The 22,185-nt window shown below is 33.6% G+C and carries 19 protein-coding genes; 4 read left to right on the top strand and 15 right to left on the bottom strand.

The features are described 5' to 3' along the window. Nucleotides 1-8: 8 nt before the first annotated feature. The 7 genes from tsaB to rpiB form a co-directional block, all read right to left on the bottom strand. Nucleotides 9-689, bottom strand: coding sequence for a tRNA (adenosine(37)-N6)-threonylcarbamoyltransferase complex dimerization subunit type 1 TsaB (tsaB, locus tag ABEG63_RS05325; protein ID WP_346583527.1), 681 nt, complete (start codon nucleotides 687-689; stop codon nucleotides 9-11). Between the two features lie 88 nt (nucleotides 690-777). After that, the gene (locus ABEG63_RS05320) at nucleotides 778-1,527 is read right to left on the bottom strand and encodes an SDR family NAD(P)-dependent oxidoreductase (RefSeq protein ID WP_346583525.1); all 750 of its coding nucleotides are present in this window, start codon (nucleotides 1,525-1,527) and stop codon (nucleotides 778-780) included. A 147-nt stretch (nucleotides 1,528-1,674) separates the two neighbouring features. Next, on the bottom strand, nucleotides 1,675-2,046 hold the full coding sequence (locus ABEG63_RS05315; protein WP_346583523.1) for a YraN family protein: 372 nt from the start codon (nucleotides 2,044-2,046) through the stop codon (nucleotides 1,675-1,677). Nucleotides 2,047-2,078: 32 nt separating this feature from the next. Further along, the gene (locus ABEG63_RS05310; RefSeq protein ID WP_346583521.1) at nucleotides 2,079-3,026 is read right to left on the bottom strand and encodes an LD-carboxypeptidase; all 948 of its coding nucleotides are present in this window, start codon (nucleotides 3,024-3,026) and stop codon (nucleotides 2,079-2,081) included. Next, a complete protein-coding gene (locus ABEG63_RS05305) occupies nucleotides 3,023-3,709 on the bottom strand; it encodes a LysE family transporter (protein ID WP_267403653.1) in 687 nt (228 codons plus the stop codon). Before ABEG63_RS05305 ends, ABEG63_RS05310 begins: the two co-directional genes overlap by 4 nt. Nucleotides 3,710-3,776: 67 nt before the next feature. Then, nucleotides 3,777-5,930 (bottom strand): ribonuclease R, encoded by a 2,154-nt coding sequence (gene rnr / locus ABEG63_RS05300; RefSeq protein WP_346583518.1) that lies wholly within the window; start codon nucleotides 5,928-5,930, stop codon nucleotides 3,777-3,779. A gap of 315 nt (nucleotides 5,931-6,245) precedes the next feature. After that, complete coding sequence (rpiB, locus tag ABEG63_RS05295; protein WP_267403651.1) at nucleotides 6,246-6,680, bottom strand: ribose 5-phosphate isomerase B; 435 nt, start codon at nucleotides 6,678-6,680, stop codon at nucleotides 6,246-6,248. 556 nt (nucleotides 6,681-7,236) lie between these two features. Between rpiB and ABEG63_RS05290 the strand changes: the two genes are divergently transcribed. Continuing rightward, the gene (locus ABEG63_RS05290; protein ID WP_346583516.1) at nucleotides 7,237-8,427 is read left to right on the top strand and encodes a phosphoglycerate kinase; all 1,191 of its coding nucleotides are present in this window, start codon (nucleotides 7,237-7,239) and stop codon (nucleotides 8,425-8,427) included. A gap of 638 nt (nucleotides 8,428-9,065) precedes the next feature. Here the strand turns inward: ABEG63_RS05290 and ABEG63_RS05285 are convergent. From ABEG63_RS05285 to ABEG63_RS05250, 8 genes are all read right to left on the bottom strand, one after another. Then, nucleotides 9,066-9,887: a class I SAM-dependent methyltransferase gene (locus ABEG63_RS05285; protein WP_312389640.1), complete on the bottom strand. Its 822-nt coding sequence runs from the start codon at nucleotides 9,885-9,887 to the stop codon at nucleotides 9,066-9,068. A 115-nt stretch (nucleotides 9,888-10,002) separates the two neighbouring features. Continuing rightward, nucleotides 10,003-11,865 (bottom strand): tRNA uridine-5-carboxymethylaminomethyl(34) synthesis enzyme MnmG, encoded by a 1,863-nt coding sequence (mnmG, locus tag ABEG63_RS05280; RefSeq protein WP_346583513.1) that lies wholly within the window; start codon nucleotides 11,863-11,865, stop codon nucleotides 10,003-10,005. Between the two features lie 258 nt (nucleotides 11,866-12,123). Beyond that, nucleotides 12,124-12,531 (bottom strand): rRNA maturation RNase YbeY, encoded by a 408-nt coding sequence (gene ybeY / locus ABEG63_RS05275; protein WP_267403643.1) that lies wholly within the window; start codon nucleotides 12,529-12,531, stop codon nucleotides 12,124-12,126. An 8-nt stretch (nucleotides 12,532-12,539) separates the two neighbouring features. Next, nucleotides 12,540-14,699, bottom strand: coding sequence for a patatin-like phospholipase family protein (locus ABEG63_RS05270; protein ID WP_346583510.1), 2,160 nt, complete (start codon nucleotides 14,697-14,699; stop codon nucleotides 12,540-12,542). Nucleotides 14,700-14,704: 5 nt separating this feature from the next. Beyond that, complete coding sequence (locus ABEG63_RS05265) at nucleotides 14,705-17,152, bottom strand: bifunctional UDP-N-acetylmuramoyl-tripeptide:D-alanyl-D-alanine ligase/alanine racemase (protein WP_346583506.1); 2,448 nt, start codon at nucleotides 17,150-17,152, stop codon at nucleotides 14,705-14,707. Beyond that, nucleotides 17,153-17,455: a hypothetical protein gene (locus tag ABEG63_RS05260; RefSeq protein WP_267403637.1), complete on the bottom strand. Its 303-nt coding sequence runs from the start codon at nucleotides 17,453-17,455 to the stop codon at nucleotides 17,153-17,155. Then, nucleotides 17,436-17,756, bottom strand: coding sequence for a hypothetical protein (locus ABEG63_RS05255; RefSeq protein WP_346583502.1), 321 nt, complete (start codon nucleotides 17,754-17,756; stop codon nucleotides 17,436-17,438). Before ABEG63_RS05255 ends, ABEG63_RS05260 begins: the two co-directional genes overlap by 20 nt. Before the next feature lie 54 nt (nucleotides 17,757-17,810). After that, a complete protein-coding gene (locus tag ABEG63_RS05250) occupies nucleotides 17,811-18,401 on the bottom strand; it encodes a thymidine kinase (RefSeq protein WP_267403633.1) in 591 nt (196 codons plus the stop codon). A 60-nt stretch (nucleotides 18,402-18,461) separates the two neighbouring features. On the opposite strand from ABEG63_RS05250, the gene ABEG63_RS05245 reads away from it, so the two are divergent. Genes ABEG63_RS05245 through ABEG63_RS05235 form a run of 3 tightly spaced genes read left to right on the top strand, consistent with a single transcriptional unit; the run spans nucleotide 18,462 to nucleotide 22,120 of the window. Further along, entirely contained in the window at nucleotides 18,462-19,940 is a 1,479-nt protein-coding gene (locus tag ABEG63_RS05245) for a hypothetical protein (RefSeq protein ID WP_346583499.1), read from the top strand. A gap of 8 nt (nucleotides 19,941-19,948) precedes the next feature. Beyond that, a complete protein-coding gene (gene rsmI / locus ABEG63_RS05240; protein WP_267403629.1) occupies nucleotides 19,949-20,623 on the top strand; it encodes a 16S rRNA (cytidine(1402)-2'-O)-methyltransferase in 675 nt (224 codons plus the stop codon). Then, nucleotides 20,624-22,120: a WG repeat-containing protein gene (locus ABEG63_RS05235; protein WP_346583497.1), complete on the top strand. Its 1,497-nt coding sequence runs from the start codon at nucleotides 20,624-20,626 to the stop codon at nucleotides 22,118-22,120. The last annotated feature ends 65 nt before the right edge of the window (nucleotides 22,121-22,185 follow it).

Raw genomic sequence — 22,185 nt, 5'->3', positions numbered from 1 at the left:
CGAAGAAATTAATCTTCGCTTTTCTTTTTCTTCACCCCATAAAAATCTTTCAGATAAAAAGGCTCGAAGTACGCAATATCTTCAAAATCTTTATTGTTGATCTTTTCAAGGGATTTATTGATTAAATATTGTGCAGAAGGGTAGATAGTTGCATTATACTCGGCGTTTGGAAGTTGCAAAATTTCCTGTGCTTTCTTCGCTCCGTCTCCTACAAATATCACTTTTTTATCTTTAAATTCTTCAAAAGAAGTTTCATCTAAAACTTTGGCTTCCGTCTCAGAAATTTCTTTACCTGTCACACCGTCATAAACGGCCGTATAAACCTCCATTCGTCTTGCATCGACTAAAGGTATTACAAAGTCGTAGTTTTGGCTTAAAAAAGGCTCTATCATGCTTTCTAAAGAATTTACTGCTACTAATGGAATTTTTAATCCATAACAGAAACCTTTAGCAGACGAAGCGCCAATTCTCAAACCCGTGTAAGATCCCGGACCTTTACCTAAAGAAACGGCTTCAATATCTTTTATTGAAATTCCGGCACCTTCCAACGCCCATTCTACAAATGTGTGCAGGCTTTCAGATTGTTTATAATTTTCAGAAACTTCTTCGGTTAAGCACAATAGTTTTTCATTGTCGGAAATAGCCACCGAGCAGTTTTTTGAAGAAGTTTCAAGATATAAGATTTTCATTTTTTTAAATGTAATAATTCAACAGTTTAGCAAATTTATCCTGGATAAAATGCTAATATTTCTGCAAATTTAAACCATTATTTCGAGACTATTTTCTGTAAATCGTTCTCGGTTCTGCTTGAGCCGACGGATAGATCGTCATATCTGAAATACAAACATGTTTCGGAGCATTAACGCAATAAGCGATGGAATCTGCAATGTCTTCAGCTTTTAAAGGCTCATATCCTGCGTAAACGGTTGATGCTTTTTCGCTATCACCTTTGAATCTTACCATAGAAAAATCAGTTTCCACAGCACCTGGTTGAATATTAGTCACTTTAATTCCAAATTCTGTTAATTCTATTCTCATTCCTTCAGAAATTACATCAACTGCTTTTTTGGTAGCGCAATACACAACTCCGTTGGCGTAAGTTTGCCTTGCAGCCACAGAACTGATGTTTACAATATGACCAGAATTTCTTTCTTTCATTCCCGGAATAATCATTTTGGAAACATACAAAAGTCCTTTCACATTTCCATCAATCATAGAATCCCAATCATCCGTTTTACCTGCTGATAGCGGATCTAGACCATGAGCATTTCCTGCATTATTGATTAAAACATCAATATTTTTCCACTCTTCCGGCAAAGAATTGATCGCAGTTTCTACTTCAACTAAATTTCTAACGTCAAATTTTAAACTAAACACTTCGGTAAATTGAGAAAGTTCGGTTTTTACAGAATCTAAGACTTCAGTTCTTCTTCCGCAGATAATTAATCTGTTTCCTTGTTTAGCTAAAAGTTCTGCTGTAGATTTTCCAATTCCGGAAGTAGCACCGGTTATCAATACTGTTTTCATAATTTTGTACGTATTAACTGTAAAATTTATATTAATGAATATGATTCAAAAACTAAATATTTAGTTTAATTGTAAAACTAAACAAACAGTTGATATTAATCGTTTCAATAATTTTTTAAATATTTTATTTCGGTATTGTGCTTTTTACTAATTAGCATCAAATGCTTCGAAGGCATCGGGAATATGTTCAATAACTAAATTTCCTTTTTCATCCGGAAGAATAGAAATAATATCAAATCTTACTTCTTCATTTCTATTAAATTCTTCAAGATAATGATTCACTGCAGAAACAATTAATCTGATTTTCGTTTTTGTAACCGCTTCCTGAGGCAACATAAATACATCTGTCGAGCGAGCTTTTACTTCAATAACAATAATCAAATTATCCTTTTCAGCAATAATATCAATCTCCGCTTTTTGAAAACGAAAGTTTCTCACCAGAATTTTGTAGCCGTTTTTCTTTAAATAATCAACCGCCAGATCCTCTGCTTTTTTTCCGAAATCGTTGTGATCTGCCATTCTTGTGTTTTAGGGTAGGAGAGTAGGAGAGATTAAAACTCAATCTTAACCTTATTTTCAATCTTAACCTTATTTTCAATCTTAACCTTTATTTGACTTCCGATAATCAAAGGACGATTGTCTTTAATATGCCCATTCGGGAAACCAAAAACAACAGGAAACTGATACTTAGAAATTCTATCCAAAATTAATTTATAAGCAAATTCATCAAAACTTTCTTCGTATTTTTTATTGTCTTTTTCGTCGCCCATGTTAGTCATTCCGCCAACGATTAGTCCTGAAATTTTTGTAAAAACTCCAGCAAGTTCAAGACTCATAATCATCCGATCCAATGCATAAAAATTTTCACCAATATCTTCAATGAAAAGAATTTTATCTTTAAAATCGAAAGAATATTTTGTTCCTAAAAGAGCATAAATTAACGCTAGATTTCCGCCAATTAATTCTCCTTTAATACTTCCTTTTTTATTTAATTGATGGGAAGCAATTGTATATTTTGGCGTCTTACCCTTTAGAATATCAAAAATCAATTCATAGCTTTCTGTCGTTACGCCAAAGCTTGAAGTTTTAATGGTTTGGCCGTGAATAGAAGCAAAACCTTTTTTCAATAAATAACTTTGGATCACTGTATTATCAGAATACCCGATATACCATTTCGGGTTTTTAGCAAAGTTTTTCAGGCTTAATTCCTGAATAAGCTGCTGACAGCCATAACCGCCTCTTGAAGCCCAAACCGCTGAAATTTCATTGTCATTCAAAGCCCAATTGAGGTCTTTTAATCTTTCTTTTTCTGTTCCAGCATAATTGTATCCGTTGGAGAATTTAGTGTAAAGATGTTCACCCAAAACAGGTTCATATCCTTTACTCTTAATCATCTTAATTCCCTTTTCGAGCTGAGAAGCTTCTACGGCTCCTGCAGGGGAAATTACAGCTATTTTATCACCTTTTTTAAGGGATTTTGGAAAGATTATTTTTGTCATTTGGTCTTTTGATATTTAACTTCAGTTTTCTCTGCTTCTTCAAGCCTTTTATCAAACTGATTGAATTTTTTAAAGCTTTGAAGGAAAATAAAGAAACTGAATACGATAAGAATTCCGCCAACAATTCTTCTGATCTTATTGGCCAATTTTTGGGTTAATTTATCATGGAATTGCTTTGCAAGAAAGATCTTCATTAGATCAATCAATAGGTAAGTACCGATTACAACTCCGATATATAAAATAAAATTGCCGGTATCCGGATATTGATTTCGCACGGAAATCACCGTTACCAGCCAAAATAGGATAACTCCTACGTTTAAAAGGTTGAAGAAAAAACCATTAATAAAAGTTTTAAAATAATTCTGATTAATGATCTTTTCTTCTCCCGCTATATGCATTTTGGTTTTTGTTACCATCATTACAATCCCATATACAAAAATAAGGATAGAGGTAATTCTGTAAAAACCAGGATGTTTATCAATTAAAGTTACAATATCTGCGCTGGCATAATAAGCTGCCAAAATACACAGTAAATCTGCCGAAATCACGCCAATATCCAATGCCAATGCATGTTTTGGACCTCTGGAAAAGCTGGTTTCTATTAAAAGGAAAAAAATAGGTCCTATAAAAACCAGACTCAACATGAATCCTAATATAACAGCAGATAATATAAGTTCAAACATTCAGTATTTTTTTAAAATGAATATTAAATTCACTTCATTTAATACAAAAGTAAACTTTATGTTTTAATTAATCAACTATCTTGAAATCCAACTGTTTTTGAATCAAGTTTGCTTTTACCACTTTTATCTGAACCTGATCTCCCAACTGATATCTTTTTCCGTGTCTAGATCCGTATACTGCGTGAGTTTTGGCATCATAAGTATAAGAATCATCAACCAAATCTCTCAATTTAATCAAACCTTCTGCACCATTTTCAGGAATTTCAACCCAGAAACCGAATTCTGCAACTCCGGAAATTACCCCATTGAAAGTTTCTCCTAGGTGTTTCTCCATGAATTTCACCTGCATGTATTTAATGGAATCTCTTTCTGCATCAGCTGCCAACCTTTCCATTGAACTGCAATGTTTTGCTTTTTCTTCCAATTCAGGTCTGCTCGGAGATTTTCCACCATCCAGATAATGCTGCAACAATCTGTGCGCAATTAAATCCGGATAACGACGGATAGGAGAGGTGAAGTGGCTGTAATAATCAAAACCTAGACCGTAGTGACCGATTGGTTCTGTAGAATACACCGCTTTACTCATGCTTCGCATCGCCAAGGTTTCAATCATATTTTCTTCGCCTTTACCTTTTACATCATGTAATAATCGGTTTAGAGATTCCGCTACTTTTTTGGTATTGGCAAGATCCATTTTATATCCGAAAGTTGAAACAAAATCTCTCAAAGATTCTAATTTCGCAGGATCCGGATCGTCGTGAACTCTATAAATAAAGGTATTATCGCTAATTCCTCCTTTTTTATTTAATGAAACAAATTCAGACACTTTTTTATTCGCCAGCAACATGAATTCTTCAATCAAATGGTTGGAATCTTTACTAATTTTAAAGTAAACTCCGATCGGCTGATTGTTTTCATCTAAATTGAATCGAACTTCGCTTCTGTCAAAAGTAATCGCACCGTCTTTGATTCTTTTCTGACGCATAATTTTCGCCAGTTTATCCAAAACTAAAATTTCTTCTTTGAAATCTCCGTCTTGTCCTTCAATTCTTTCCTGAGCTTCCTCGTAAGTAAACCTTCTGTCTGAATGAATCACTGTTCTGCCAAACCATTGTTTCTGAATTTCTGCGTTATCATTCAATTCAAAAACAGCTGAAAAAGTGAACTTATCTTCGTGTGGACGAAGCGAACAAACATCATTACTCAAAACTTCCGGAAGCATAGGTACAACGCGGTCTACTAAGTACACCGAAGTAGCTCTTTGGTAAGCTTCATCATCCAAAATAGTTCCCGGAACCACATAATGTGAAACGTCCGCAATATGAACTCCGATTTCCCAGTTTCCGTTTTCTAATTGTCTGATCGATAAGGCATCATCAAAATCTTTAGCATCTTTCGGGTCAATGGTGAAGGTTGTTATTCCACGCATATCCCAACGTTTTGCCACTTCTTCATCGTTGATACTTCTATCAATTTTATCGGCGTCTCTTTCCACTTCTTCAGGGAATTCGTAAGGGAGACCGTATTCAGCAAGAATAGAGTGAATTTCCGTTTCGTGTTCTCCGGGAGCACCCAAAACCTGAATAATTTCACCTTCCGGATTTTTATCTCCAGGTTTCCATTCTGTCATTTTTACGATTACTTTATCGCCGTCTTCAGCACCTCCAAATTTACCTTTTGGAATAAAAATATCAGTGTTGATCGTCTTTTTATCGCAAACAACAAATCCGAAATCCTTATGGGTAACAACCTGAAGAGTTCCCACAAATTCTGTTCTTGTTCTTTCCAACACTTCCAAAACTGAACCTTCCAGCTTCTTTCCTTTATAAGTATACGTAACAATTAAAACTTTATCGCCTTGCAATGCATCTTTCACATTTTTGGAGTGAATAAAAATATCATCTTCCAAACCTTCGACATTAACGTAGGCATTTCCGGATTGATTAAAATCTATAATTCCGCTTAATGTTCCTTTAATATTAAGGTTAATAACGTATTTTCCTTTTTCGGCTTCTTTAATTCTTTCATCAGCCTTCAGCTTATGCAAAGCTTGGATCACAAGCTCTCTCTGTCTTGGATTTTTATAATCTATTCCATCCGAGATCTGTTTATAATTATAGACCTTTGTGGAATTTTCATTCATAAATCGTAAAATAAGTCGCCCTATTTCTCTCAATTTATGGTCATTTTTCTGACTTATATATTTTCTTTTTTTTGGCATTTTAAATTATTATTAGTTATAGTCCAAATACAAAAATTAATATGAAGAAATACAAAAGCTGTTCGTATTGCTACATTAATTTCATTTAAACACTATCAATTTTTCTTCCAATTATTCTACAACGGAAGTTTTAGTTTTGTATAAATTTAATACAAATATGGAGAAGAATGGAGAAAAACCTTTTATTAAATATGTTTTACTATTTATACAGGTTTAAATGGAAATAATAGAATGGTAATTTCTATCGGACTGTGCAAAGATACAAATTAAAAAATAAATAAGGCTTGCAAATTGATTTACAAGCCTTTATATATTTTAGCAAAATGGAATTTTATCCACTCTGTTTTGATGTCTGCCTCCTTCGAAATCTGTAGAAAGAAATTTATCTGCAATTTCCATCGCTAATTCTTTGGATATGAATCTTGCGGGAATAGAAATCATATTCGCATCATTATGCTGTCTTGCCAATGCTGCAATCTCCGGCATCCAGCAAAGGGCACAACGAATCTTCTGATGTTTATTCGCCGTGATCTGAACACCGTTTCCGCTTCCGCAAAATAAAATTCCCAATTCGTTCTCACCATTCTCAACAGATGTCGCAGCAGGGTGTACAAAGTCCGGATAATCCACACTGTCTGTGGAAAACGTTCCAAAATCCTGAACTTCAAACCTTTCCGAAAGATAGTTCTTAACAATCTCCTTATACTCGTAACCAGCATGGTCAGCGGCAACGGCAATTTTTCTTTTCATAATTCTTGTATTAAGCCTTTATAGATTTATTTCAACACAAATGTAAGTATAATGTGGATAAGTCTTAAATTTTTGCGAATTAATTGTGAAATGTAATGTTAGTAAATGTGGAAAAATGTTTGAAAGTAAATGTTTCGTAACATTAGAAAAATTTGTAATGGAATTTGAGTCCAAATTTTTTGCTCACAATTTTAAAAAAGTTTTCTCAGAGTAATTGTTAGTTTTTCCATAGAATATTTATTAATAAAGAGAATTTCATAAAATTATCAACATTTGTTAATAAGTGGTATAATAGCTCTATTTTACAGATATTTACAATGTATATAAGTTGTGAAATGAGTCACAATCTTTTGTTATCAAAATTAAGCCTAAAAACTTATCCCCGAAACTAACAATACTTAACAACAGTATCATTTTTCTTTTTTTAAAGAGAAAGAAATTATGTTGATTAATAAATGTGGAGTGTGGGGGAAACTTTTTGAAAACTTTTAAAGGGTTGCGGCTTTTCGGGAATTTTAAAATCTTACATTTGTGAAACGAAAATTCTACGATATTTATGAAAACAATCAATGATTTCAATTTTAATGATAAGAAGGCTCTTGTAAGAGTGGATTTCAATGTTCCGCAGGATGATCAGCTGAAAGTTACAGATAACACGAGAATCGTTGCCGTAAAGCCTACGGTTGACAAGATTCTTCAGGACGGTGGTTCTGTGATCTTAATGGCTCACCTGGGAAGACCAAAAGGTGAGGTGAAGGATGAATTCTCACTGAAGCATATTGTGGCGGAAGTTTCTGCGGTATTAGGACAGGAAGTGAAGTTTGTGAATGAATGTGTAGGAGAGAAGGCTGAACAGGCTGCTGCAGAGCTTAAAGCGGGTGAAATTCTTTTATTAGAGAATCTTCGTTTTCATAGTGAAGAAGAAAAAGGTGATGAAGCTTTTGCTGGGAAACTTTCTCAATTGGCTGATGCTTATGTGAACGATGCTTTTGGTACAGCACATAGAGCTCATGCTTCTACAGCTGTTATTGCTAAATTTTTTCCATCAACTAAATTTTTCGGTTTGCTAATGGCTAAAGAACTTCAGGCCATCGATAAAGTATTGAAAAGTGGTGAACGCCCTGTAACAGCTATATTAGGAGGATCAAAAGTTTCAACTAAAATTACCATTATAGAAAATATTCTTCCAGCTGTTGATAATTTAATTATCGGTGGAGGAATGGCTTTCACATTTATTAAAGCGCTGGGCGGTAAGATCGGAACTTCATTGGTAGAAGAAGATAAACTGCCTTTGGCTCTTGAAATTTTAGGAAAAGCGAAAGAACATAATGTAAAAGTATATCTTCCGTCTGATACAATCATCACAGAAACATTCAGCAATGATTCTGAAAGAAGAGAAGAAGATATTTACGCCATTCCTGAAGGATGGATGGGATTGGACGCGGGGCCAAAATCGAGAGATCAGTTCAATGATGTATTGTTAAATTCAAGAACAATTCTTTGGAACGGTCCGATTGGTGTATTTGAAATGTCTAACTTCTCAGCCGGAACGGTTGCTCTTGGTGAGAGTATTGCTGAAGCAACAAGACAAGGTGCTTTCTCTTTAGTTGGAGGAGGGGATAGTGTTGCTTTCGTAAAACAATTCGGTTACGCAGAAAAAGTAAGCTATGTTTCTACCGGAGGTGGAGCGATGCTTGAAAGTTTGGAAGGATTGGAACTTCCGGGTGTTGCTGCGATAAACAACTAAAAAATTTTTAAAAGTATAAAATTTTAAGTCCGCTGAATTTTTCAGTGGACTTTTTTATTTTCTATTAACTTTTAAATTTTGAGAACCTTGTAAATTCATTTTTATAAAAATTTATAAAAAATCTATTTTCAAAATTTTGTATAAATCTGAAGAGGTAAATTTCTTTATCATTAAATCTGAATTTAATTTTAAATGTTCAGTAAATTTTTCAAAATTTAATTTTCCTTTTTTTGAATTTTGTCTTTGGTTAATTTTTAGGATTGATTATTTCCAAAGTTTATCATTCCGTAGAATCTAAATTTTCAAATTTTACTTTTTTCTAAAATTATACAAATCGATTACTATCCAATTATTTCGGTTTTAATTTAAATTTCAATTTTTGATGGAAAATTTAGAATTTGATCAAATCCTGAAAAATATTTTCGGTTTTCAGGTTTACTAACTTTTTACTAACAAAATTTGATAGGATTGAAGTGATTTTTCAAAAAATTACCTTTTCAAAAAAAAAATTCTGAGAAAAGTTATGGAGTAGGGGGAAACCGGAAAAAATAAAACCTGAGAAAATTTTCCCAGGTTTTTGCTTTTTAATCCAAAAATGCTGAAAATTGACCTTCAAAAACAGGTCAAAAATCGATTTTCTACTTTTTTTCGATAATGTATATCAAACTTGAAAATTCGTTAGAAAAAAGGGCTTTTACGTTAGAAATCGTTCCGTAGATCGTTGCTTTTAGCCAAAAAAGAGGTGATTTCTTATATTTTTCGCTCAACATAGAGATGTAATACGAATCCAAGACCAATGGTTTGATTTTTCTCATTTTCCAGTTGGGCTTCTTAGAAATTAGATTTTCCATTCCATTTTTAGAAAAATGATAAACGTGTCTTGGTACATCGTAAGCTGCCCAATATTCTTTATAATGTTTTGCATCGTAAGAAGTAGGATTGGGAACAGCAATAATTAGTAATCCCTTTTCTTTTAATTTCTTGTTAAAGATCTCAAGCATTTCGTCCTGATTTTCCACGTGCTCGAAAACATGCCAAAGTGTAATAGCATCTAAACTTTGATCTTCAATAAGATTAATATTATCTAAAATAGTAGCTTTTGAAATTTTATTTTGTGCTGCTTTTCTGGCATCAGCATCTGGTTCAAATCCAAAAGTTTCGAAATCATTTTCTATGTATTTTACAAATTCTCCCGCACCACAGCCGTAATCCAATACTTTTGAACCTTTTTTAATTCTATCTAAAAGTATTGTTTTTTTATACTGTAAATTGAATGATTGCAAAAATTTATAAAGCTTTTCTTTTAAACTTCCGGAATCCTGATGATGGGAAATATAATCTTCACTTTCGTAATATTTTGAAATATTCGATGGAATAGGGGAGGTCTTGAAAACCCCTTTTGTATCTGTTTCTTTAATTTCAAAAATTTCCTGTGAAAGAAAATGATCTTTTATTTTCATTGAATTTGTTTATTTATATATAAAAAATTAAGATATTCAGAATTCTAATCAAACTCATAAATATCTTAATTTTAATTATTATTTTTAGTAATGTTTCACGTGAAACATTTTAAATTTATCTTCCTAAATATACCAATAAAACATTAATATCTGCAGGAGAAACCCCACTGATTCTTCCGGCTTGCGCTATCGTTTTTGGTCTTACGTTAGACATCTTTTGTTTAGCTTCTGCAGAAAGACTGGATATAGCTTTATAATCAAAATCTTCAGGAATTTTAATATTTTCCAAACGATTTAACTTAGCTACATTCTCTTTTTCTTTTTCAATATAGCCTTTGTATTTAATATTTACTTCAGCCTGTTCTCTTATTTCGTCGTCATATGCAGAAGAAACCTCCTTAATAAAATCTATCTCATCAAGTTTTTCCAACGTCATATTAGGTCTTGTAAGAATCTGCGCTGCTCTGTAAGCCTGATCTACTGGACTGCTTTCAATTGTTTCCAAAATTGGGTTGATCACTCGTGGCTTTAAAGACGTTTCTCGTAAAAAGGTTTCAAGTTCTTGACTTTTAGTTACTTTCTCTTCAACTCTCTTTAATCTTTCTTCTTTTGCTAAACCTAGATCAAAAGCTCTTTTTGTAAGTCTGATATCTGCATTATCTTGTCTCAAAAGGAGTCTGTATTCCGCTCTTGAAGTAAACATTCTGTAAGGTTCTTCTGTACCTTTCGTAATCAAATCGTCTACTAAAACACCAATATAGGCTTCATCTCTGTTTAAGATAAATTCGTCTTTTTCGTGTACTTTATTATGAGCATTGATTCCAGCAATTAAACCTTGTCCTGCTGCTTCTTCGTATCCTGTTGTTCCGTTAATCTGTCCGGCAAAGTATAAATTATCGATCAATTTTGTCTCTAAGGTATGCTTCAATTGGGTAGGAGGGAAGTAGTCATATTCAATTGCATAGCCGGGACGAAATACTTTTACATTCTCAAATCCTGGAATATGTTTCATTGCTTTGATCTGAACATCTTCCGGAAGAGAAGAACTGAATCCGTTTACATAGATCTCTACGGTCTTCCAACCTTCCGGTTCTACGAATAACTGATGTCTGTTTCTTTCTGCAAAACGGTTAATTTTATCTTCAATTGATGGACAATATCTTGGTCCTAAACTTTGAATTGTACCATTGAACATTGGACTTCTATCAAACCCTTCACGTAAAATATCGTGTACTGTTTCGTTCGTATAAACGATATGACAGCTTAATTGTTTGGTTAATTTAGGTGTGTCTAAATAGCTAAACTTTTGTGGATTTTCATCGCCTTTTTGTTCTTCCATTTTAGAATAATCAAGACTTCTTCCGTCTACTCTCGGTGGGGTACCAGTCTTCATTCTTCCTGCTTCAAAACCTAAAGAAACTAATTGTTCTGTAATTCCGAAAGCGCGGGGTTCACCCATTCTTCCGCCTCCTAATTGTTTATCTCCAACGTGAATCAAACCATTCAAAAATGTTCCGTTTGTAAGAACAACTGAATTGGATCTGATCTCGATTCCTAATGAAGTTACAACACCAACAGCTTTACCATTTTCGATAATAAGCTGCTTTACCATGTCCTGAAAGAAATCAAGATTTGGAGTATTTTCTAATGCTAAACGCCATTCTTCTGCGAAAAGCATTCTGTCATTTTGTGTTCTTGGAGACCACATCGCAGGACCTTTTGAAAGGTTAAGCATCTTGAACTGTATCGCAGATTTATCTGCCACAATTCCTGAATAACCACCCATCGCGTCGATCTCTCTTACGATCTGTCCTTTTGCGATTCCGCCCATCGCGGGGTTGCAGCTCATCTGTCCGATGGTTTGCATATTCATCGTAACGAGCAGCGTTCTCGAACCTAGGTTTGCGGCTGCAGCAGCAGCCTCACATCCTGCGTGACCGGCACCTACTACGATTACATCATATATTTCTGAAATCATTTTTTATTGCTTGTTTTAAGCCTTAATTTTTTAATTTAATTTACAAATGTTTCACGTGAAACATTTGTAAATCTTATGATCTAAAATCTCTTTTATTGTGCTTTATCTAGCCCCGATCGCAGCATGTGTCTGAGCTCGTTTTCTTTTTGAATAAAAAGAAAACAGCGAGTGCGGAGAGCGGGAAATAGCTCCTAAAAAAATAGAGATTTAGATGTTTTGAAATTAACTAATTTCTCTGTCTCTGAATCTCCAATTTCTTTATTCGTATTTTGCTAAATAATGATCTTCTTTACTTCGCATCAACTTTTCTTCTTCCTCTGTTTTATCTTTGTATCCTGAGAGGTGAAGAACGCCGTGGGCTAAAACCCGTCTTAGTTCTTCTTCATATTCTCGGGATAGAGTAGAAGCGTTATCGGAAATCCGCTGCAAAGATACAAAAATCTCTCCGCTTATTGTTCTGCCTTTTACATAGTCAAATGTAATAATGTCAGTATAGTAATCGTGTTGTAAATAATCCTGATTTACCTTCAATAAATATTCGTCGTCGCAGAAAATATAATTGATCTCGCCCAGCTTTTTTCCTTCTGAAAGAATGATGTCTTCCAGCCATTTTTTGTATTCTGTATTTACCGTCTCTGGTAAGTTTTCGTAAAAGAATTGTATCATTGTTTTAATTAAAACCAGTGCCCTAAAATTACACTGAATATGCCTTTTTGATTATTTTTTAGTGAGTGACTGAAGTTTACTTTGATTTGTCCGAAGGGAGATTTGTATCCTGCGGTAATCCCAAGAGAACTGTAATTTAGTTTTACAGCATCTTCAAATGTTATATCGTCGGAAAGATTCGCAAAAGAGAAATTTCCGCTTACAAAATAGTTTTTGTTGAATTTAAATTGAACATCGTTGGAAACTAAAACCACATTGTTTGTATTAAGCTGAGCAAAATAGAACCCTCCAAAAGTTCTGAAGTTAACTAAATTCTGTTCGAAGATTCCCCCCAGTTTATATTTATAATAATTCGGGAGTTCTTCACCAATAGTAACTCCGCCGTACAAGTTTAAACGATAAGTAAATTGTCTCGATAGGGGAATGTTAATTCTGATATCTGCTTTGATCTGAACCGGCCTTTTTTCCACCTCTGAACTTAGCAGATCGACTACTTTACCTTCAGCCGAAAAATAGATTCCTTTTGTCGGAAAATCTTTGTCGTTTTGAGTATCGCTTTTCAGGAAAACATAAGGATTTAAAAATCGACTGTATCTTTTGCTTTCGCCATTGATATTTGATTCAAAATAGTCGTGACTAATTCCTCCTCCGATTGCAAATTTATCTTTCCAGATAGACTGAATGTAGGCTTCATTTCTGAACCATTTCCACGATTCATAGGTTTGATTATTTTCATTTCTCAGATCAAATCCCATCCCGGAAGAGTAGATTCCAAACCCCGGAATATATCCGTTATCGATAAAATAATTTAAATAATATCTCGGTTTATCCCCCACAACAACATCGAGGGAAAGATTGGTGTTTTTAAATAAAAGTCTTTTCGCTGAATAATTAAGAAGTAAACCGGTTTTGAAAATTTCGTCGTAATGTAAACCGAATTTCAGGAAATGCCTGGCTTCATCTTCCGTGACATATAATTTGAGATAATTGACATCGTTTTCAGAAACTATATCATAATTGATGAATTGATAATTGTTTGTCGCCACAAGTTTATCTATTCTCTTATTGATGCTTCCGTAAGTTTGAAGAGAAGGAAGACGAAGTCCCATTTTACCAAGAACGTAGTTTTTACCGTAAATTTTGCCTCCTTCTATAGAAACGCTGTCTATCTTATAAACATTAGAATATATAGGATTTATGCGCTGTCTAATGCGGTCAAATGGTCGCTTCGGTAATTCATCCAATATGCGTATATATTTCAGACCCTCTGCATAGCCACTGTCAAGAATTTTCTTCTTATCGTCGTAGCTGGTGGCGGTCATGCCTTTTAGATTTGGCTTGATATTAATATCCGTATATTTATATTGTCGGCGGGTATCTTTTTTAATTCCGAAATCAATAACCTGATTTAAAATGGAAATAATATTTCCCAAATCTTCTCTTTTCGAAAGATCCTGATTAAGATCTACGCCAATTACAATATCAATACCTTTATCTTTTAATGGTTTTGATGGATAATTTACCGTCATCGCGCCATCGATATAAATGCTGTCACCAATTTTCACGGGATCCATTAAAGAAGGAAATGCAGAACTCGCCATGATGGATTGTACCAAATCTCCTTTTTCAAAAATTTCCATGTTTCCGCTTTCAAGATTGGTAGCTACACACATGAAAGGAATTGGAAGTTTTGAAAAATCATTTATGTTCGAAACATTCTTAAATAATTCTTTTAAAAGATAAACATTTTTCTGTCCCGAACTGATGGAAGAGGGTAGTGTTATTTTTCCGTTCTGAAGCGGAATCGATAAAAGATATTTATCTACAGATTTATTGAAAAAAGTGGTTTCCTGTCTTTTTGATTTCGGATCCATAATTAAGGAATAGAAATCGGTATCCATCACAATTTTTTCAATCTCCTTTCCTGAATATCCCGAAGCATAAAGACCGCCGACAATGGCACCCATACTTGTTCCGGCAATATAATCTACTTTTACTCCCAAAGAATCCAACACTTTAAGTACTCCGACATGAGAAAATCCTTTAGCACCGCCACCGGCCAGTGAAAGCCCGATTTTAGGATTTTTTGGAATCACTAAATCCTTCTTTACCTGAGCATGGATCAAAAGCAATTGAAATACAAATAATAGAGTCAGGAGTTTTCTCATAGGTGTTAATCTTTTATATAGATCCGTTTCACTCGTGGCGAAATGGAGGTTAATACTTCATAGGTTATCGTTTTGCAGTATTCTGCGAATTCTTTTAAACTTGGTTTTGCATTAAAAACAGTTACGGTATCGCCTTCTTTTACATTCGGGATATGATCGACGTTAATCATCATCATATCCATGCAAATACTTCCGACAATAGGAGCTAAGGTTTTATTTACGCCAACATTTCCAACCTGATTTCCAATCAATCTTGGAATTCCGTCTGCATATCCAACGGGAATAGTGGCAATTTTTGTATTATGATCTGCTTTAAATCTTCTACTGTAACCAACAGATTCTCCGTTTTCTACTAAAGAGATTTGTGAAATTACGGTTTTAAAGCTTACAACAGATCGTAATTGTTTTTGTATTTCACTATTTGGTGACTCTCCTAGCATTCCGATGCCGATTCTCACCATATCATACTGATGGTGGGTGTAGCTTGTAATTCCCGATGAATTTAAAATATGTCGGATAGGAGTGTAGCCCAATTTTTCAATCAAATAGCTTGAATTTTTTTCAAATGTTTTCAGTTGATTTAAAGTAAATTCTTTTTCTTCCGGTATATCTGAAGACGAAAGATGACTGAAAATACTTTGAACTTTTACATTCATTATACTTAAAGTTTCGCTTAATTGGTCTAATTCAAAACCTTTGAAACCAAGCCTGTGCATTCCTGTCTCCAATTTTATATGAACAGGATATTTTTTATCATAACCGGATTTTTGAACAGCCTGATAAAATAATTCTAAAACCCTGAAACTGTAAATTTCCGGTTCTAAATTATATTCAATAACAGTTTCGTAACTATGTTGTTCGGGATTCATGACAACAATAGGAACGGTAATTCCTTTTTTTCGAAGTTCAACGCCTTCATCAACAAAAGCAACCCCCAAATAATCAATATGATGATGTTGCAGAAATTCCGAAATTTCATAACTTCCTAAACCATAAGCATTTGCTTTTACCATTGCCATCATTTTTGTGGTTGGTTTAAGCAAAGATTTATGATAATTAATATTATGAAGAATCGCGTTGAGATTGATTTCTAAAACCGTATCATGCTTTCTAAGTTCAAGAATATCTTTTAATCTTTCAATCTCGAATTTTCTTGCTCCTTTCAGCAAAATGATCTGATTTTCGAGTTCGTTAAGATGTTTACTTTCAATTAATTCTTTCGTATCAATAAAAGTGAAAGTTTTAGCTTTAAATAATTCATTAAACTTTGATATTTCATCCCCGATTAAGAAAACGGAATCAAATTTTTGTTCGTTTACCAAATCAGAAACTTCTTCATACAATTCTTTTGAATTGGAATTAACGCCGACAATATCTGTTAAGACCAAAGATTTCTTCGGCTTGTTATATTCGTTCAAAAATTGAAGGGCAGTTTTCAAAGAATCAAGATCAAGATTAAAAGAATCATTGATGACAATATTGCTCTTAATTGCTTCGATGGCTTCAAGCCTCATTTCAACGGCCTTCAGAGCGTTGATTTTTTCGACGATCTTTTTATTTTCGACTCCCAATTCCTTTAAGACGGTTACAAGCGCCAGAGCATTGGTTAATGTCGCTTCGTCTCTCTGATGAACCGGAAAAGTGATTTCTTCATCAAAATATTGCACAATAACATCTTCGTTTTTCGAAATATTATTTTTAAAGAAAACGTTATTGTGATTTTCAAATCCGTAAGAAATTAATTTCTTGTCAGAGTACAGTTTTTTTATTTTTTTGTCAACGACAGAATTGTCACTATTATAAATAACAACTTCGGAATTTTTGAACAGTTTGATTTTTTCATCGATCAATTCTTCTTCCGATTTAAAGTTGGCAAGGTGAGCAGTTCCGATGTGAGTCAGCAAACCAATTTGAGGATGAAAAATATGTTCCAGTTTTTCCATTTCATTAGGCTCGGAAATTCCGACTTCGAAAATTCCCAGTTGATGAGAATCGTTAATTTGAAGCAAAGAAAGGGGAAGACCAATCTGTGAATTGAAACTTTTCGGACTTTTCACGGTCGGAAATTCATTCCAAAGACATTGGTACAACCATTCTTTTAAAATCGTTTTTCCGTTACTTCCTGTAATTCCGATTGATTTTAAATGAGAATTTTCAAAATGATATTTAGCTAATTTTTGAAGAAACTTTACAGAATTCTCAACAATAATCCACGTTGTATTTTCAAACTGAGGAAAATGATGTTCTGAAATAATGACATTTATACCTCGGTCAATTGCCGCTTCAATAAATTTTTCACCCGAATTTTTATGGGTATTAATGGCAATAAAAGCCGCATTTTTTGTAGAATAAATAATCCGGCTGTCAAAAGCGATATTTTTGATAACTAATTCTTTGTCACCAATAATTTTCGCATTGGTGATTCTGGCAATGTCTTCTACTGTATAGTTCATTTATAAATCGTCTATTATAAATTTTTTGTCTTCGTCTTGATAATTATTATATAAACGGAATATTTTCAGATATTTTGATTCTAATCGGTAGATTAGAGTGGTTTGTTCGGTAATCAAAAGCTTGTGATAATCAGGAAATTTTTCCAGCTTTTGAAATACCACTTTTTTGTCGAGAATCAATCCTATTTTATGATTGAGTATATTCATAAAGTTTTGATATTCTCTAAAGGTAAATCTATTCCCGATATAATCCTCTATTTGCTCCAAATCCTGGAGTGCAAATTTAGACCACCTTATTTCCATATTTCTTTAAGAAACGTTCTTCAGAAATTTTCATAACATCATTATGAGAATAATAAATGTCATTCTCAAAATCGCTTTCAGCTTCTTCTAATGAATTTAAAAGAGATTTTTCCGGCTCAATAATCTCCGCAATCTTCAACAATTCTTCAGGAAGAAATTTTTTCTCTTTCATCTTTCTAAAAAATGTAGGTTCAGAAATCCCGCTTTTCTCAATGATATATTTCATTTTGAAGGGCGAATTTTTCAAAATCTCATCAATAGAATTGCTGATCTTTATATAATTTTTGATTTCTAATATCATTTTTTGATAGTTTTTACTATTAAATTCTAAACAAATTTAAAAATAAATCTGATACTAAAGTTCTTTTTTATTCAAAACTTCATCTACAAAAACTCTTCGGCTTACAGCATCGTAAGATTCTGTTTCTCCGAGCTCTACAAGATCCTGGCTTTGCGAAGTTCTCATCGAATAATTGGCAAGATTTCCGGTTCTTCTGCAGATTGCATGTACTTTCGTTACATATTCTGCAGTAGCCATCAGATTGGGCATCGGTCCGAAAGGTCTTCCCAGAAAGTCCATATCTAAGCCTGCGATTACCACGCGAATTCCGCTATTTGCTAGTTGATTGGCTACATCTACAATACTTTCATCGAAAAACTGAGCTTCATCAATCGCCACCACATCGCAGTTGGAAGCCAGCAAAAGAATCTCGTTCGGGTTTTCTACTGCCGTACTTCGGATCTTATTTTGATTATGAGACACCACATCATCTTCCGAATATCGAATATCCAGTTTGGGTTTAAAAATCTCTACATTTTGTCCCGCCATTTCTGCTCTTCTGAGCCTTCTGATAAGCTCTTCCGTTTTTCCGGAAAACATTGAGCCACAAATAACTTCCATCCAACCGCTTTGTTTGGAATGATTAATTGTATTTTCTAAAAACATTTGTTAAATTAGCCGTATATTTCTATCATCAAAAGTAAGCAATTTTAACAAGATTCTTATATGCAGAATATCCAAGATTTAAAGGAAAAAATTTTTTTTGAATCCAAGAATATCATTGATAATCTGGACAAAATAAGCAATGTCGACGAATTACTTTCCAAGCAAGATCTTGTAGATGAGCTTGCTAACAGGATTTCTTTTTTGAGATTGCTAGAGAAAAATATCGAATATTTTATTCCGGAAAACGTTTCTCATGTTTTTGAAAATCAGGAAAATGTTTCTTTCGCTGCTCATGATTTTGATTCTCATGATTCAAAAAGTAATGAAGTAACGGAGGAGGAAGCCATTTTCAATAATGAATTGAACGAAATTGATGAAAATGAGGAAGAAGAAGCGATTTTTAACAATCAGCTGAATGAAATTGTTGAGAATGAATTTCATGAGAATTTTGTAAGTTTGGTTGAAGAAAATAATGAGCTTCAGGCAACTGAAACTGTTCGAAATGATGTTGATAATCAAAATACTAACTCTGAAAAAAGTTTTAATGATCAGTTGAATGAAATTGAAGAAAATCAACCTTCTGAAAATGTTGAAACAACTTTAAATTTCGTTGATGAAGAAAGAATTCTTGCTGATTCTGAACCAGATAATGATGAAAACATTCATGAAGAAATGTTTAATCAAAAAACAACGGAAGAGGAAGCAATTTTTAATAATCAACTGAATGAAATTGATGATGAAGAACAGGTTCAACTTAGCTTTGAACCAGAAATAAAAGCGGAGGAAAAGATTTCAAATGAAGCTTCTTCAGTAATTACGGAAACAATTCCGAGTATTTTTGATGCGGAAATTCTGGATGATGAAGAGGAAATTTTAATTGAAGAAACGGAAGATCAATTTATAGCCTCCAACATCAATATGAGTCAGGGCGAAATGGCTTCTGAAACATCGAATGTTGAAAATATTTTGAGTGAAATTAAAAACGAAGCTCAGTTAGAAGAAAAACAGGAGGAAACTCATATTTCTGAGGTTATCGATAGACGAAAAATAGTAGAAATCGATAAACCTGAGCCTGAATTGAAAGAAAAACATCCTTCTGATGAAAGTTTTGAAAATACAGACGAATATCATCAGGAGAGAAAAATAAAATTAGCCAATATCAAAGGATTGAAAGGTGTTCAGACTCTTTTTGATGATGATCCTTTGGAAAGAGAAATTCCCGTTGAGAAGAAGCAGGAACCTGTGATAAAAGAGGAAACGGGAAGTATTTTGAAGACCAATATTCCGACTCAATTTATGGAAGCGGCAAAACCGAAACCTGAATTTAAGTTGGATCTTAACGACAGAATTGCGTTTTCGAAAATGTTGTTCGGAGGCAGCCAGTCTGATCTGAACGATGTTGTTTCTGTTTTGAACAGGTTTAAAAATCTTGAAGAAGCAAAAGAATATCTGAGCGATCTTTACTACGAAAGAAAGTGGAATAAAGTGGATGAATATGCGCAGAGACTTTGGATATTGGTAGAAAATAAATTTTTATAAACTAAATTTTGAGCGGAATTCTTTATTTTGTTCCCACACCGGTCGGGAACTTGGAAGATATGACTTTCAGGGCGGTGAATGTACTGAAAGAGGTGGACTATATTTTATGCGAAGACACGAGAACTTCCGGAATTCTTTTGAAGCATTTCGAGATCTCTAAGCCTTTAAAATCTTATCATTTGCACAATGAGCATCAGGCAACGGAAAAGGTGATCACAGACCTTAAAAACGGTCAGAATATCGCCATCATTACCGATGCAGGAACTCCCGGAATTTCAGATCCGGGTTATTTGCTTTCAAAAGCGGGTTCTGCTAACAATATTGAAATGATTTGCCTGCCGGGAGCAACAGCTTTTGTTCCGGCTTTGGTAGTTTCAGGATTACCGAATAACGAATTTTTATTTGCAGGATTTTTACCTCAGAAAAAAGGCAGACAAACGAAGCTGAAGCAGCTTGCAGAAGAGAAAAAGACCATCGTATTATACGAAAGTCCACATAAGATCAATACGACGTTGGAGCAGATCAAAGAATTCTTTGGTGAAGAAACAAAGGTAAGCCTAAGTCGTGAAATTTCGAAAAAATTCGAAGAAACTAAACGCGGAACAATCAACGAGTTAATTGAATTTTCAAAAAGTAAAACTTTAAAAGGCGAGATTGTTCTCATTGTAAATAATTCTATTTAATTGAAAAAGTTAATTTTCGTATTGATTTCGTCGGTTTGTTTAGGACAGACAGATCAATACAAACAAATTCTGCTGTCTAAAAAACTGGGTAAGGAAGTACGTTCTTATTCCAAAGGTTACGGGCTTATTATTGATGTTGTGGCAGAGAAAACCAGCATCGTAGACTCTTTAGGAGTGATTACCTTTGATTCGCCTGAGAAAAATGAAATTTCACATTTATTCAAAAATAGATTTATTTTAAAAATAAAAGACGGAGAAAGAAAGGATAAAATTGCGCTTATTGATGGAAAAGGAAAAGAATTAATTCCTTTAGATAATCAAAAACTGGATGTTTCCTGGAGTATTAATGAAAGAATTATTGCTTCTAAAGAAGGGAAGGAGAGTGTCTTTGATTATAATGGAAAACAGGTTATTCCTTACTCTGAAAAAATAAAATTTGCCGGACAAAACCGTTTTTTTGTGAAAAATGAAGATGGTTGGTATATTTACGATGCCGATGGCAAGAAGGTTTCTGATAAAAAATTTGAGAAAAATTTATATTTCTATAAAAATAGAGTTTACATCAGTACAGGGCCCAAACAGGGTGAAATTGTAGATAATAACGGACAAGTTTTAAACACGATTTCGCATAGTGAAGTAGATAATATAGGTTCTTATCCTTTTTTAATCACTAAAAGTAAGGGCAATAAATACGGAATTATTGATGCCGAAGAAAACCCGATTACCGAAGAAATTTATGATGAAAGTTTCTTAGGTACCAAATATATTTATCTGATAAAAAAAGATAAACTAAGTATTTTTTCGAAAGAAACCAAACAGCTTTATCCCACGGAATTCAGCTATGTAAAGTCGTTGTTCAACAATATGTTTACGACGCAGAAGACCTTGAAAAGTCCGAAAGTTGCTGTCATTAATATTAACGGAGAAATTGTAATTCCTAAAGAATATGATAGCATTGAAGGCATAAAAATTTCGGGAGAAAATTTTGTGTATTTAACGAAAGGTGGCGAGCAGAGGTTTTTGGATAAAGACTTAAAAGATGTTCTAGAACCTGGTTTTCAGATCGAAAGAATTTTACCCAATACTTTAATTTTAATGAGAGAAGGCGTTTTTTATACCTATTCTGTAAAAGATAAGAAATATGAAGAGCTGAAAAATATTGTCTCTTTAAAAGAAAACGGTGTTTTTTATTATACGGAAACCATCTATCCGGCAATTGTTGCTCAAAATTCTAACGGTCTTTTTGGTATTTTAGATGAAAAAGGAAAAGAAATTATTCCTTTTCAATATGATGATATTTTTACTTTTGTTTCTGAAAATGAAATTGTTGTGAAGAAAGGAGACAAGTTTGGCGTTACCAATTATGAAAATGAACCTTTGAAAGAGGTGATTTATGATAAATATTCTGTTGATAAACAAGGTATAAAGCTTACCGCTGGGCAAACCACAGATTATCTGTTCTTTACAGATCTTGTGGGCGAAAAAGTACCTCAATAATCCTCACATGACAAAAAACAGTCATAAAGTTTTGCTAAAATAATGGTTTAAAATGTATTGAATAA

It is taken from the genome of Chryseobacterium sp. C39-AII1 (assembly GCF_039672645.1).
Taxonomy (GTDB): Bacteria; Bacteroidota; Bacteroidia; order Flavobacteriales; family Weeksellaceae; genus Chryseobacterium.
This window is presented reverse-complemented; position numbering and strand designations above follow the sequence as displayed.